Raw genomic sequence first — 15,129 nt, forward strand, 5'->3', positions numbered from 1 at the left:
TTCGCTGCCATGCCGGCAATTGTCGCTCGGCTTTCCAAGCCGTTGGCGTCCTAAGCAAGATAGACCATGCAAGCTTGGTGCTATCGGCCCTCTACTGCGGTCGCCCCTGCCAGTGGGACGATGACGCAATACGGCATCAGCATTCCTATCTTAGCCGTTTGGGCGATAGACCTCGGTTGGATGGTGACGGAACCGTGGCTAGCGCTAAAGCGGCTAACTCATTCGGCAGTCTTATCTGGGTGGGGCATCGAGGTGTTAAGAAATGGATAGTACAAGTTCAGTGTCACCAGCCCTCCCCAGCCGCTTCCTGCGGCCGACCCTCCCCAAGGGGAGGGTAAATTCCCATTCTCCCATTCTCTTTTTTCTAGCCGCCATGCCAGCAATTGTCGCATGGCTTTCCAAGCCGTTTTGCGTGTGACAGGTTTGTTCGTCGAGGCGAGCGTAACCTCGTTGGATGTTAAGCCCGTTTACGGCGACGCTGTGAAGCATTTCGTAGCGGAACTCGTCAAGAGTTTCGGGGGTAGCTCGCCGTGGATCGAAAGTCTTGACGACTTCCGCTACGCTAAAATTGCACAAATCCTTATACGGAAAAATACGTCACAGCGTTACCGTTTACGGCGACGCTGCCAGCTTGGAAAGCTGGGCGACAGTCTCTCCATTCTCCTATCTCCCCGTACTCTAATACGGCGGATCCTCCCAAACGGGCGGGTAACGATTCTCCTTAAAGTCTAACTTGTAACGGTTAAGACGATTCTGCGTCGTTTCTGCGACCAAAGCGACTTTCTGTTCACTCTTTTCCTAGTCCAAATGCCCCTCCAGCGGTAAACTGAGGTTTGGACGTATCGTCGCTGATCACTCTGCGATCTTTGCGTGCAGGAACGTTGTGATCGCGGAGCGATCAACGACGATGTGCAGGAACGTTATGATCGCGGGAGCGATCAACGATGATCCGACACCCGGGAAGACAGGGATCTTTAGCAAGATCCACTACGGTGGTACGGCAAAACAGCAAACGTTTTGATCGCGGGAGCGATCAACGACTTTAATCTCTTATTCGCGACTTGACATCTTATGAAGTTAGCTTCTGACCGCGGACTTTCGTACAGCAAGGCTCCACCAATCACCGGCAGCGATCGCGGGATGGGGGCACCCCAAACGCATGGCGGCGATTCGCAGGACCTCGTTGCGGCACTGTGGCGTTATCGCTGGGCGGTGCTGCTGCCGGCGATCGCCGGGGCAGTCTGTGGCTTTTTGGTTTACCAAAAGACGCCCGAGACATTTAAGTCAGCAACCAGATTGATGGTCGAATCGGATCGACCAGCGATCCTCGATTCGATGACGGGTGACGTGATCGGCGGCGTTCCTAGTATCGAAATCCTCGAATCGCAACTATTCAGCGACCGCGTCGTGAAAATGGCGTTTGATGACGAGCAACTGGCCCCGTTCCGCGATCGCTTTGAAGATGATTCTCGCGTTTTTCTAGGGATCGCTTACGAGTCGTTGGCCATTAAGTCCGATTTCACAGACCTACGGACCGCGCAGTCTTTGGTCGCGGATTTAAGTTTTGAGCACACCGATCCCGAACTGTGCCAAGCGAGTGTGAAGGCATTTAGCGGCGCGTTGCAATCGTTTTTTAACGAAAAGCACAAGAGTTCGAGGGGAGAATTGCTGCGATTGATCTCGGTGGCGATCGATCAGTTATATCCGAAGATGACGGAACTGGAAACGCAATATCGCAATTTTCGGCGCGACGCGCCATTGGCGTGGAACAGTGAGGGCGAGGCGATTAACCCGCACCGCGAGCGTCAATTGTTCTTGGTGGGGCAACGCAGTGAACTCGTGGAAAAGATGCGGCAAAAGGCAACGGAACTTTCCGCGGTCAAAGCGATCGCGAACCAGTCCAAGGATCCGCTGATCGCATTGAACGTGATCAGTCAATTGTTGAACGTCAAATTTGTGCTGCCCGCCAGTGACGCTGCGCTATCGCAGAACATGAAGGAGGGCGACGTACAACTCGCACAATTAGAATTGGACCAGCAGCTAATTCCGCTGATGATCGAACGCAACAAAATGGCCAGCGAATTTGGTGTGAGCCATCCGACGGTCAAACAGCTTGATACCGAGCTAGACATGATGAAGGGAGAACTGCGGCGGATTGTGTTGGAACAAACGCAGCGGATTTTGCAACTTCGTAAAGAAAACGAAGTGGAATCGATCAACCCAGCGGAGCAGGCCAAGGAAGCGCTCTCTACGGTCGTGGTTGCTGGCGAAGCAGAACTGCAATTACTGAAAGATCAAATTAGCGAGGTGGAACAGCAAATCGCTGATGAAAAGGCGGCTTCGATCACGATCGCCAAATTTGAGCAGGACAACGCGGGAATGCTGCGTGAACTGGATCGCAACCGTGAGCTGATGAATCAATTAGAAGAGCAAATGGCTCGCGTCAGTTTGACCGAAGAAGAGGGTGGCACGCAGGTGCTGGAACTGACGGCTCCGTCCCGTGCCGCACGCGTGGGGCCGAGTATCGTCAAGACGCTTGGAATCGGCACCTTTTTAGGGATCGCATTGGGTGCGGGATTGGCATTGCTGCTAGAAAAGAATGCGAACACATTCCGCGATCCGGACGAGATTTCCGGACTACTCGGCGTGCCGGTATTGACCCATATTCCGTTTTTCAAGGGACGTGTCCGTCGACCCGGCAAGGGCGAGATCAATCCGTTCAAGGATTTGGATCCGGGGATGGTGGTGCTGCATCAACCGGCTTCGATCGCGGCGGAGGCTGTTCGCTCATTCCGTACCGCAGTATTTTTTGAATCTGCGGGAACCGAGGGAGGCAAAGTAATTCAGGTAACCAGTCCACTGCCGGGTGACGGCAAGACGACCGTGGCGGAAAATCTGGCCTGTTCGATCGCACAGAGTGGCAAACGGGTACTGGTTATCGACTGTGACCTTCGTCGTCCTCAGATCACCGACAACTTTGTGATGCAGGACAAGTTGGGATTGACCAACATTTTGAACGGGGATTGCGACCCTAGCGAAGCATGCCATCAAACGCCACTCAGTACGCTGCACATGATGCCAAGCGGTCCGATCCCGGCCAACCCTGCCGAAGCATTAACGTTGCCGGATATGGGTGAATTAATCGATCTGCTGCGTGAGACATACGATTATGTGATCCTAGATACGCCACCGCTACTGGTCGTGACCGATCCGAGTATCACCGCAGGGCTGGCTGATGGCGTGGTGTTGGCACTGCGAGTGCGACGCAAAAGCAAGCCGAATGCGAAAGAGTCGGTGAACATTTTGCGAAGCGTGGGTGCGAACGTGTTTGGCGTGGTAATTAACAATTCGGATGAATCGAGTGCCAGTGATGGATACCGCGGCTATAGTTACTATCGCTATGGCCGCTTCACTAACCGCTACTATCAACGCAATGACAAAGAAGCGAAAAGCAAAGACCAAAACTCGCCGGTCACGGTTGAAGGCCGTGGACTGGCCGGTATGCCAAAGGCGAAGAAGGCAGAGGTAGTGAGCGTGGGGGAAGTGGTGAGTGAGGAGTAGTAGAAAGTTGGGGAGCTCGCCGTGAGGAGCTGGGAGGCGTGGAATTTACCCGCCCGCTTGCGGGAGGGTCGGACGCGGTAGCGGTCGGGGAGGGCTGGTGGTGATGTGCTTGCCAGGTCTATGTCTAACACAATGAGGCCCCACCCAGAGCTTGCTGCCGCTCACTCTGACCTCCCCCAAAGCAAAGCTTTCAGGGAGGTGAAGTCCATTGTCGCCCAGCTTTCCAAGCTGGTAGCGTCGCAGTAAACGGGCTTAACATCGAACGCGGTTGCGCTCGCCTCGACGAACAAACGTGACGCACGCAAAACGGCTTGGAAAGCCGTGCGACAATGTCGGCCGGACCGCAGCGGTGTTCCGGCACCGGCAGAATTCACCCGCCCGCTTGCGGGAGGGTCGGACGCGGTAGCGACCGGGGAGGGCTGGTTGCACTGAACTTGCACGGTCTATTCCTAACACTGCGAGGCCCCACCGGTGAGCTTGCTACCGCTCGTTCTGACCTCCCCCAAAGCAAAGCTTTCATGGAGGTGAAGTCCATTGTCGCCCAGCTTTCCAAGCTGGCAGCGTCGCAGTAAACGCGCTTAACATCGAACGCGGTTGCGCTCGTCTCGACGAACAAACGTGACGCACGCAAAACGGCTTGGAAAGCCGTGCGACAATGGAGGCCGGACCGCAGCGGAGATGTGGTCCGGCACCGGCAGAATTCACCCGCCCGCTTGCGGGAGGGTCGGCCGCGGTAGCGGCCGGGGAGGGCTGGTTGCACTGAACTTGCACGGTCTATTCCTAACACTGCGAGGCCCCACCGGTGAGCTTGCTACCGCTCGTTCTGACCTCCCCCAAAGCAATGCTTTCAGGTAGGTGAAGTCCAATGTCGCCTAGCTTTCCAAGCTGGCAGCGTCGCAGTAAACGGGCTTAACATCGAACGCGGTTGCGCTCGTCTCGACGAATAAACGTGACGCACGCAAAACGGCTTGGAAAGCCGTGCGACAATGGAGGCCGACGACTCGGATCGTCGGTTTCTCTGGATGCCCTGGGGGACGAAAGTCTTCGCCCGTTTCGCTGCTGCCCCTCGTTCTCTGGCTCTGCCTGGTAACGCAATGCACCCGAGGCTCCCGACTACCAAAATACGGCAGTCGGGAGCCTGGGAACCAGTAAGCCGGCCAACACTTTAGATCTGTGTCGCTACCGCGACTTGATCTGGCCTATATCACCTTCCGCTACGTGTGCGTGAGCTTATGATAGTCGCCTTTCGCTCTGCGAAAGTACGCTCCGGAAACGCTACTTTTGCGGAGCAAAAGGCGACTATTGTCGCCCGCCGATCCTTTTACGCTTATCACATTTACAACTATGAATCACCACTCGATTGAACTTCGCGTTCGCTATGACGAGTGCGATCCGATGGGGTTTGTCCATCACTCGAATTACTTGCGGTACTTTGAAATCGGGCGCACCGAATTACTGAGAGCGTCAGGCGGTTGTTACGCCGATATGGAAGCGGCGGGAGAATTGGTCGTCGTCGTGCGAGTCGATTGTCGCTATAGGCGGCCAGCAAAATATGACGATCTTGTCACCGTCGATACCACGATCGCGCGCGTGACCGCCGCAAAGATCATTCATGAGTATGCGATCACTCGCAAAAATCATGCAGGTGAATCAGAGAGGATTGTGGATGCTACCGTGACGCTGGCCGTGATCGATCGCGAGGGGAAATTGCAACGGGTACCACAGGCGTTGTTGGAGCAGTACGGGGAGTGAAGGTAGTGAGGAGCTGGGAGCCGGGAGGCTTTGAAATCACCCGCCCGCTTGCGGGAGGGTCGGCCGCGATAGCGGCCGGGGAGGGGCTGGTGATACTGAGCTTGCACGGGCTATTTCTAACACTGCGAGGCCCCACCCAGAGCTTGCGCCGCTCGTTCTGACCTCCCCCAAAGCAAAGCTTTCAGGGAGGTAAAACCCATTGTCGCCCAGCTTTCCAAGCTGGCAGCGCCGCAGTAAACGGGCTTAAAATCGAACGCGGTCGCGCTCACCTCGACGAACAAATGTGACGCATGCAAAACGGCTTGGAAAGCCGTGCGACAATGTAGGCCGCGGCGGAGCGGTGTTCCGACACCGGCAGAATTCACCCGCCCACTTGCGGGAGGGTCGGCCGCGATAGCGGTCGGGCAGGGATGGTGACACTGTGCTTGCACGGTCTATTTCTAACACTGCGAGGCCCCACCGGTGAACTTGCTGCCGCTCGTTCTGACCTCCCCCAAAGCAAAGCTTTCAGGGAGGTGAAGTCCAATGTCGCCCAGCTTTCCAAGCTGGCAGCGTCGCTGTAAACGGGCTTAACGTCGAACGCGGTTGCGCTCGCCTCGACGAACAAACGTGACGCACGCAAAACGGCTTGGAAAGCCGTGCGACAATGGAGGCCGCAGCGGAGCGGTGTTCCGACACCGGCAGAATTCGCCCGCCCGCTTGCGGCAGGGTCGGACGCGGTAGCAGCCGGGGAGGGGCTGGTGATACTGAGCTTGCACGGGCTATTTCTAACACTGCGAGGCCCCACCCAGAACTTGCTCCGCTCGTTCTGACCTCCCCTAAAGCGAAGCTTTTAGGGAGGTGAAGTCCAATTGTCGCCCAGCTTTCCAAGCTGGCAGCGTCGCAGTACACGACCTTAAAATCGAACGCGGTCGCGCTCACCTCGACGAACAAATGTGACGCACGCAAAACGGCTTGGAAAGCCGTGCGACAATGGAGGACGGAACGCAGCGGAGCGGTGGTCCGGCACCGGCGCAATTCACCCGCCCGCTTGCGGCAGGGTCGGACGCGGTAGCAGCCGGGGAGGGGCTGGTGATACAGAGCTTGCACGGGCTAATTCTAACACTGCGAGGCCCCACCCAGAGCTTGCTACCGCTCGCTCTGACCTAACCCAAAGCAAAGCTTTCGGGGAGGTGAAGTCCACTGTCGCCCAGCTTTCCAAGCTGGCAGCGTTGCAGTAAACGAGCTTAACATCGAACGCGATTGAGCTCGCCTCAACGAACAAACGTGACGCACGCAAAACGGCTTGGAAAGCCGTGCGACAATGCGACGAAAGTCTTGACGACTCCCTCTCTCCCCCCTTCACGGCTTTGCCGCCTGCTGGCGGGCGGTCCAGAAGGCTCGGGCGGCTCGGATGTAGGGGATGTGCGGCGATAGTTCCTTCGCCGGTAATTTCTTGAGCCTGGCTTCGTATTGGCTAAGCCAATCGCGAAAGAACTCGACGCTTCGCGTTGTCACTCGTGGCTGACCGTCAAACTCGATGTACCAGGGGGCACTGATTGCCGCTCGGTAATGGTCTTCGTACAACGTGACGACGCGAATCATCACCCAACCGCTCTCTTCGACTTCCAGCGCTGGGATCACTCCGCCTGCTTTGGCAAATTCGTCCAAGCGGGCACTGTAAAACACTTCGCCATTGTGAATGACTTCTAAGTAATCGACGGGATCACGGACCGATAATTGAATCTCTGGCTGAAGCGTTAGTTTCTGTCCGCTGTTGGCTGTGAATACGAAACCGGAAATTTGGCCACTGAGCGTCGGTAACAACATCGGGCCGTTGGTCGCGACACTGTTGCCGGAAAACACACGGTGCCACCACTCGGCTTCACTAAGCACTCGCACCGCTGACTCGGTACCTGCGTCCAATTGGCGGTAGGCTTCCAGCGGTGTGGCGACGTAAAGCCGGTTGTATCCGACTGGCGTGGTTGGTGAGTCCGACCCGCTGCCGGCCAGCGGTGGAATCCGAAATCCCGCTTCGAGCAGGTTGCTGTAAATTCGCTCTGCCCACCGCCCAAGCTCGGTCGGATGCTCGGTCCGCGGTCCGTCGGGCTCTCGCCCGTCCGCCGGATTGATGATCTTGCGGTCCAGTCGCAGCCAGTCTCCCAAGATGAAAAATCCATCCACCCGCTGGCTCGCTAACCAGACCGGTAACGGCCAGGCAAACGGGTTTTCAATCGCGACTCGAACTTCTGGGGTCTCCCCGATTTTGGCGTCATTGTTCTCGATGTCACTCGCGTTTGCATTGTTTTTTGGAAACGCCGCCAGTCGGGCGACGACGGGCAGGTTGGCGTCGGGCATGCCAGTCGCATCTTCGGGCATAACTGGCTCGCCGGGCTCTTCTGGTAATCCATAAAACAGCAGTCCACGGTCGTGGACGGCGTCTTCGCGAATCCATGAGGGATCGTTGGCGGGTGGATCATCGCGATCGCGGCCGGCGATCGGTTTCGCATCCTCATGGCCGAGCACGGCGGCGACGTGCAGATCTTCGGACGCCATACGCAGCGGTAGACTGTTAGGCGACGCCAGAACACAGCAATCGCCACTCGTCCAGCCTTTATCGAGCATGTGGATCATTCGCGGCAGACGCACTCCGTGCTCATCAAGACTTTCGGGATCGAGGGCAAAATTTCCGCGAATGACGCGGTACTCGGGGCCTCGGGTCAGCCGGAATGTGTAGGGACCATCGGGAAAGGAGACGTCGAGCGTGCGATCGATCACGACACCGATCCCGGCAGGAACGGTACGACGAATCGACATCCGCCGGCCGCTTTCGTCTCCGCGGAAGATCTCCAGCCGTGCACTGGCGGGCTCGCCCGTCGTTTCGTCGTCGACACGGATCGTCAATTTGCCCCCAGCCGCGACGGCAACCGTCGGTGAAGTTGTGAAAGCGACAACCGCGGTAGCGAGTAGGGAGAGTAAGGATGAGTAGAGTCGATTCATTCGATCTGAATGTGGCTTGAGGGAAGCGTTGAGGTGAGGCGTAAAAGTTGGGGAGTTGGGAGAATTTGATTTTACCCTCCCGCTTGCGGGAGGGGCGGACACGGGTCGCGGCCGGGGAGGGCTGGTGATGATGTGCTTGCACGGTCCATTTCTAACACTGCGAGGCCCCACCCAGAGCTTGCTGCCGCTCGTTCTGACCTCCCCCCAAAGCAAAGCTTTCGGGGAGGTGAAGTCCAATCTCGCCCAGCTTTCCAAGCTGGCAGCGTTGCAGTAAACGGGCTTAACATCGAATGCGGTTGCGCTCGCCTCGACGAACAAACCTGACGCACGCAAAACGGCTTGGAAAGCCGTGCGACAATTGTCGCCCGACGACTCCGCTCGTCGGTTTCCCCAGATGCTCTGGGGGCCAAAAGTCTCCGCGACTTTCGCTACGTTAACGCATCTTGCCGGGTCTGCGTCGCTGCCGCGACTTGATCCGGCCAACCTCGATTCGCAGTTTTGAATTTTCAATTGTCAATTTAACTTTTTCAATTGTCTTCAGCGTCTTTCCCGATGCCGACCCGGCCGCTTACGCGTCGCGGCTCACTTCGAAGCCGCCAAAGCAAAGCTTTCAGGGAGGTGAAGTTGCGTCAGCCGAATGTCTTCGCGACCTTCGCTACGCGTTTGTAAATTTACGATAGTCGCCTTTCGCTCTGCGAAAGTACGCTCAGGAAACGCTACTTTTGCGGAGCAAAAGGCGACTATTATCGCCCGACGACTCCGCTCGTCGGTTTCTCCATCGCCTCTGACCGCCAAAAGTCTTCGCGGCTTGATCTGGCCTACTTTACTACGAGCGGGAAATGCGAAATCAGTTCGCGGTTTGCTCCTGCTAGCCTAATACGCAGCAATCTGCCAAATTGGCACCTAGCTGAATTCTCTGAACCTTTACACCGTACCGAAATTTGAAGTTGTGGCAGAAGATCTTTACCAAACATTAGGGGTCGCTCGCGAGGCCTCGAAAGACGAAATCAAGAAAGCTCACCGCAAGCTGGCGCTGAAATATCATCCCGACAAAAATCCTGACGACAAAGCGGCACGCGAGAAGTTCAAGCGTGTCCAGGAGGCTTACGATGTGCTCAGCGACGAAGAGAAACGCGCAGCCTACGATCGTTACGGTGCCGATTTCGAAAAAATCCGCGGTGGGGGATTCAATCCGCAAGCCTCGGGTGCCGCTGGCTTTGATGGTCTCGACCTCGAACAAATTTTTGGTGGCCGCGGTGGTGGTGGCGATGTGAAGTTTGAAGGTGGATTCTCGGACTTTTTTGAACAGATGATGGGAGGCGGTGCGGCAGGCCGCGGCGGAGCTGGTCGGGGTGCGGGGCGCGGTCGACGTGCGGCGCCGCCGCAACGAGGCCAGAACGTGCGTCACGAATTGGAATTGCCTCTACAAACCGCCGTACTCGGGGGCACCACCGAGTTCTATCTGAACCGCTCGGGCAAAAACGAAAAATTGTCGGTCACGATTCCGCCAGGCGTGGAGTCCGGCTCGAAAATTCGCTTGCGTGAACAAGGCCAACCGTCGCCCAACGGAGGCCCCACTGGCGATTTGATTTTGTTGATCAAGGTTTCAGACCATCCGCACTTTCGCCGGATTGGCAAGAACCTGGAACTCAAGATTCCCGTTTCGCTCCCCGAAGCGGTTCTGGGGGCGAAGATCGATGTGCCTACGCCGACCGGTACGGTGGCAATGTCGATTCCTGCGGGATCGAGCAGTGGACGCCGCCTGCGATTGAAAGGACAAGGGATCCGCAGCCGCGATGGTTCCGCCGGCGACTTGATCGTCGAGTTACAAATCCGGTTGCCGGAAACGATTGATGACGAGTCGAAGGAACTGATCGAAAAGTTTGCCGAACGAAACCCAATGAACCTGCGACACGATTTGTCGTTCTAGGGTGACGTGCGGTGTATTACTTTCGTAGCGACGCTCGCCAGAGCGTGGATTTCCCATACCCCTTCTTTAGTCCCATCCCGATAGGGATTTTAGCAATTAGCCGGTGGTTTGAGCGTAGCGAACACCACCGGAAAACATAAACCAACCTCGGAATTGACCCTGAAAGGGTCACAGACAATCGGGCTGCGCCCCCTCCAGGGTCGAAATCGAATTTGCACTCTCGATTCCGTAGGTGGCGCTTCGCTTACCTACGGCTAATGTCTTTAATCCCTATCGGGATAGGATCGAAAAACAATTGGTAAATCTCTGTGCGTTATCTGTTTCCTAAATCTCGTCGCATTGTTCACAGTTCGCAGTTCACTGTGATTCTGCGTCGCGGGGTATGTGTGGCCGACGGAGTGCTGGTTCTGTTTGCGGTCAAGAGCGAAGAGGGAGCTCCGAGCCGATTAGGGGTCACCATTCCCAAACGCACCGGGAATGCGGTGGCGAGGAACCGCTGGAAACGTTTGATCCGCGAATCGTTTCGCACGCAGCAGGATCGGGTGCCCGCTGGTATGAACCTAGTCGTCCGGCCCAAAAAGGATGCCAAGCCGGAATGGGCGAAGATTGCAAAATCGATTCCCTATCTGACTCGCAAAGCAGCCAAGCGACTGGAAGATGGGGCGTGAAGAAGAAAGTAGGGGAGTAGGGGAGTAGGGGAGTGAGGAGTGAGGAGATTTTATAGCTGCTGGCATCTGCTCGATCCTAGGAATTTTTGACGAGTTCCGCTACGTGTTGGTAGCCCGAACGACTTTCCGTAGCGTTGGAGAAAACCAGAAACCGACGAACGGAGTCGTCGGGCGACTTTGCGTAGGCCGAATCAAGTCGCGTTCGGCGACGCAGTTCCGGAAGAACGACGTCACCTTCCCAAAACTCGTTTTGGGGGAGGTCAGAGTTAGCGGAGGAAGCTCACCCGTGGGGCCTCGCGGTGATAGAAATAGACCGTGCAAGTTCGGGGTTACCAGCCCTTCCCGGCCGCTATCACGTCCGATCCTCCCACGGGGAGGGTGAACTTATTTCACCTCCCCTTTGGGGAGGTCAGAGTCGGCGGCAGCCGGCTCTGGGTGGGGCTCGAAGTGTTAGAAATAGACCGTGCAAGCTCAGGGTCACCAGCCCTCCCCGGCCGCTTCCTGCGGCCGACCCTCCCAGAAGGAAGGGTGTTTTTTTTACTCCCAGCTCCTTACTCCCGGCTCCCTCTTTCTCACTGCCGCTCCGCTGCGGTCCGGCCAACAACAACAACAACAACAACAACAACAACAACAACAACAACAACAACAACAACAACAACTACAACAACTACAACAACTACAACAACAACAACAACAACAACAACAACAACAACTACAACTACTACAACTACTACAACTACTACAACTACTACAACTACTACAACTACTACAACTACTACAACTACTACTACAACTACAACTACTACTACTACTACTACTACTACTACTACTACTACTACTACTACTACTACTACTACTACTACTACTACTACTACTACTACTACTACTACTACTACTACTACTACTACTACTACTACTACTACTACTACTACTACTACTACTACTACTACTACTACTCTTTATCCCACCACCATCGCTGGATTAGCTGGGGTCGATCGGCTGCGGAGGTCCCAGCGGTGTCTAAGGCTGCGTACTTGCTGATTTCTTGCGGCAGCGTTTGCTTTGCATCGACCGACACACCACCGCTGGCGATCACGATGTGATGTTTTTTCTTTCCGTACCGCACGGTGTGCAGCGTCGCTATCGACTCGACTTGACGCGGGGCAGCTAACATCCACGGACGATCGCTGTTGAACTGCGTCAAGCTTTGAATCAATGCATCTTGGACACTCGATTCGGTATAACGCTCGGCTAACTCGGCAATCGAAGCGGCCTGGTAAATCGACTCGAGCGCACCGTAAATCGGGTACTGTTGGCGAATCCGATTCCAATCTCGATTGAACTCAGCAACAAACATTTCCGTGCGGGGATCATTTGTCAGATGGCCGCGTTCGCCACTGGCGATCGCTCGCTCGTTTTGTCCACTCAGGCGAATCGGGGTGCCCGCGAGTTCAAATACGCGGCGATCATTGTCCGAGCGAACGCTTCGCGGCAACGCGGTGAACCATAACCGCAACAGCAAATCTTGCGGTGGCCCCTGAGCGATCAAGGCATCGACGGCATCGAGATAGTTGTCGGTTCCTTCGGGCAACTGCTGTTTTCCCAGGGCGAGTTGTTTCATGTGCCGATCAGCCTCGACCATGACATACCCCATAACCGTGTCAGGCGGCGTACCAAACACTTCGACGCGTTGCATCCCCAAAGCCACACGGACCGCTTCGGCAGCGGTGCCAATCGGAATCGATTTGTTTTGAATTCCCACCGCAGCTTGGGCTGCGTTTTGCAAACCTTCACGTGTCGGATCAATCGTGCAACCAAACGATTGGCGATTTTGGGCTGCCGCCAGACAGGTCAACAGAAAATCGAGTCGCAAGGTATTGCGAGCGGTGACGTGATCACGATACCAGCCTTGAAACGTTTCGATGCCACCGACCTCGCCTGAGAGGATGATGTCGTTGTCGGTGAATTGAACAAAACGAACTTCCGATAAACCAGCGAGATATTGGATGGAGTCGGGTACATTCTGGCCCGAGACTTGGTAGTGCGAAAGCGCATCTCGCAAACGACGAAGTGAGATGCTGCGAAGGGGCGAGGGCGTGCGCCACGCTAAAGGTGAAAACAATGCAGCGTGGTCACCAGCGGCCGCGACATCGCCGAGCTGAGCGGCAAGATTATCCATCGCGTCGGCACGCGTGATCGTCTCGCACTCACGCAGCGTTCCTTGCGGGTCGACAAAAACACCTTGGGGGTAGGGTGCCATCGTGCTGGGGCCACCGAGCGATTCCCAGGTATCGGGAATGACGGTGGTTTCAATCAACGTCATCAGCGAACCAAAATCGGCAAACGAGCTGCCACCAGCTGCACCGTTGTTGTTTGCGATGACCTGGTTCCTCGCGTCGGCGGACTCGATTCCGCGAAGCGTGGAATTGGCTGCCGCAGAATCGCCAACGGCAGATTGAGCGGTCGAAATCTGTGCCAGGAATTGATCTCGCTGGGGGAGTGATGCGGCCGCCGCCTGCTGGCGAGCCGCAGCAAATTCGCCTGATTGCAAATGACCAAGCGGCTGTTGCGCTGAGACGTCGGTAGTCGAAAACGACGCGACAAAAAGCAAACCGAGCAGCAGCCAAAGACGATAAAAGCGTTTTGCCATGACAGGATGGGGCCTGAGTCGGATGAGAAGAGGAGCGAGACCGGTTCATTTGATTCTACAGCAAATGAAGGGCCCGAGCTGTTTTGCACGCCGGGGTGAGTCGCCACGTGAGGCGTTTTCAGCGGCAGATGGCGAGTGTGATCAGGTTTGCCGGAAATGGAGAGAGAGCGGGTGTGGCGTTTTGCGTGACGCGAATTGCCACGATTGGTGTAGTTCCGGCAGACCGAACGTCTTCTCCTCGAAACTTTTTTTGGGGAGGTCAGAGCGAGCGGAGCAAGCTCTGGGTAGGGCCTCGCGGTGTTAGAAATGGACCGTGCACATTCAGAGTCACCAGCCCTCCCCGGCTGCTTCCTGCAGTCGACCCTCCCGCAAGGGAGGGTTACTTCCATTTCACCTCCCTTTTGGGGAGGTCAGAGTCGGCGGTAGCCGGCGCTGGGTGGGGATCGTTGTGTTAGAAATGGAATGTGCAAGCATCGTTTCACCAGCCCTCCCCGGCCGCTATCGCGGCCGACCCTCCCGGAAGGGAGGGTTAATTCAATTTCACCTCCCTGTGGGGAGGTCAGAGTCGGCGGTAGCCGGCTCTGGGTGGGGATCGTTGTGTTAGAAAGGAATGTGCAAGCATCGTTTCACCAGCCCTCCCCGGCCGCTTTCAACGGCCGCCCCTCCCGAAAGGGAGGGTAAAATTTTTTAACTCTCGTCGAAATCGATCCACTCTCCTTCGATTAGCCGCTGCTGCGGCTTGAATCTGGACTTGTAATTTAAATGCTCGTTCTCGGCGACGTACATGCCCAAGTAAACGTAACGCCGCGCGGTTTCTCGCGCCCATTCGATCTGCTTTAGCACCGCGTACGTTCCGAGACTGTATCGACTGTGATCGGGACGAAAGTGGGTGTAGACGGCCGACGTACTTTCGCGGCCCAAGTCGACAATCGAGACCGCGATCAGCTCGCCGTCTTTCCAGATCGACAATTCCTGAGTCTGGCAACACGAGTCGGCTAGAAACGAGCGATAGGCGTCTTCATCGACAGGCTCGTCGCTGAGCCCCAAGTTTCGGACTTGCCGATGTTGGTTAAAGATTTCAACACGAAGCGGATCGACACTTGGTGGATTCCATTGACAGGTCAAATCTTGATCGCCGCGCCGCAGCACACGCTTGAACGATTTCGTCATCCGAAACGTGGTGACGTCAATCCGCGTTGGTCGACACTCTTGGCATGCAGGGCACTGAGTGCGGTAGACAAAGTCGCCGCTTCGGCGAAACCCCATGACCAACATTTGATCGGTAATTTCGAGGGTGACGTTGCCGATTGGCAGCCTCAAAGGCATCCTGGCGATGGCTTCGTCGCGATAAGGACACGGCTGCAATTGGTCTTGGACCACGACGAGCCGACACTCGTCGTTGGGCATGCGAAATTCACTGGGCCGATTCATGAGCGTTCCGTACCGGTGCATTGGGGAGCGATAGCACGGAACTTATCATACGCCCGCAATGCGTTTTTGGCGCGGTCGGCGGTGCGTTATTGAAGCGGTGGATGTAGTGGATCTTGCTAAAGATCCTGATACACCCCCAGCGCGATGACAGGCTGGAA

The 15,129-nt window shown here is 56.1% G+C and carries 7 protein-coding genes; 4 read left to right on the forward strand and 3 right to left on the reverse strand.

All coding sequences use genetic code 11. The features are described from left to right. The first annotated feature begins 1,071 nt into the window (after positions 1-1,071). Complete coding sequence (locus SH528x_RS29615) at positions 1,072-3,561, forward strand: polysaccharide biosynthesis tyrosine autokinase (protein WP_442507038.1); 2,490 nt, start codon at positions 1,072-1,074, stop codon at positions 3,559-3,561. 1,344 nt (positions 3,562-4,905) lie between these two features. Further along, on the forward strand, positions 4,906-5,313 hold the full coding sequence (locus SH528x_RS29620; RefSeq protein ID WP_442507039.1) for an acyl-CoA thioesterase: 408 nt from the start codon (positions 4,906-4,908) through the stop codon (positions 5,311-5,313). Between the two features lie 1,341 nt (positions 5,314-6,654). Here SH528x_RS29620 and SH528x_RS29625 read toward each other — a convergent pair. Then, on the reverse strand, positions 6,655-8,292 hold the full coding sequence (locus SH528x_RS29625; RefSeq protein ID WP_442507040.1) for a hypothetical protein: 1,638 nt from the start codon (positions 8,290-8,292) through the stop codon (positions 6,655-6,657). A 949-nt stretch (positions 8,293-9,241) separates the two neighbouring features. On the opposite strand from SH528x_RS29625, the gene SH528x_RS29630 reads away from it, so the two are divergent. Continuing rightward, positions 9,242-10,222, forward strand: a complete 981-nt coding sequence (locus tag SH528x_RS29630; protein ID WP_442507041.1) for a DnaJ C-terminal domain-containing protein — start codon at positions 9,242-9,244, stop codon at positions 10,220-10,222. Between the two features lie 308 nt (positions 10,223-10,530). Then, positions 10,531-10,890, forward strand: coding sequence for a ribonuclease P protein component (gene rnpA / locus SH528x_RS29635; RefSeq protein ID WP_442507042.1), 360 nt, complete (start codon positions 10,531-10,533; stop codon positions 10,888-10,890). Positions 10,891-11,842: 952 nt separating this feature from the next. On the opposite strand, the gene SH528x_RS29640 is transcribed toward rnpA, so the two are convergent. Next, the gene (locus tag SH528x_RS29640) at positions 11,843-13,540 is read right to left on the reverse strand and encodes a DUF1598 domain-containing protein (RefSeq protein ID WP_442507043.1); all 1,698 of its coding nucleotides are present in this window, start codon (positions 13,538-13,540) and stop codon (positions 11,843-11,845) included. 687 nt (positions 13,541-14,227) lie between these two features. Next, the gene (locus SH528x_RS29645; protein WP_442507044.1) at positions 14,228-14,971 is read right to left on the reverse strand and encodes an arginyltransferase; all 744 of its coding nucleotides are present in this window, start codon (positions 14,969-14,971) and stop codon (positions 14,228-14,230) included. Between the last annotated feature and the right edge of the window lie 158 nt (positions 14,972-15,129).

The sequence above is a fragment of the Novipirellula methanifontis genome, assembly GCF_052161655.1.
GTDB lineage: Bacteria > Planctomycetota > Planctomycetia > Pirellulales > Pirellulaceae > Novipirellula.

What these genes read in the sequence shown, in the direction of transcription:
- SH528x_RS29615 (WP_442507038.1), top strand. Translation starts at nt 1,072, where the DNA reads ATGAAGTTAGCTTCTGACCGCGGACTTTCGTACAGCAAGGCTCCACCA.
- SH528x_RS29620 (WP_442507039.1), top strand. Translation starts at nt 4,906, where the DNA reads ATGAATCACCACTCGATTGAACTTCGCGTTCGCTATGACGAGTGCGAT.
- SH528x_RS29625 (WP_442507040.1), bottom strand. Translation starts at nt 8,292, where the DNA reads ATGAATCGACTCTACTCATCCTTACTCTCCCTACTCGCTACCGCGGTT.
- SH528x_RS29640 (WP_442507043.1), bottom strand. Translation starts at nt 13,540, where the DNA reads ATGGCAAAACGCTTTTATCGTCTTTGGCTGCTGCTCGGTTTGCTTTTT.
- SH528x_RS29645 (WP_442507044.1), bottom strand. Translation starts at nt 14,971, where the DNA reads ATGAATCGGCCCAGTGAATTTCGCATGCCCAACGACGAGTGTCGGCTC.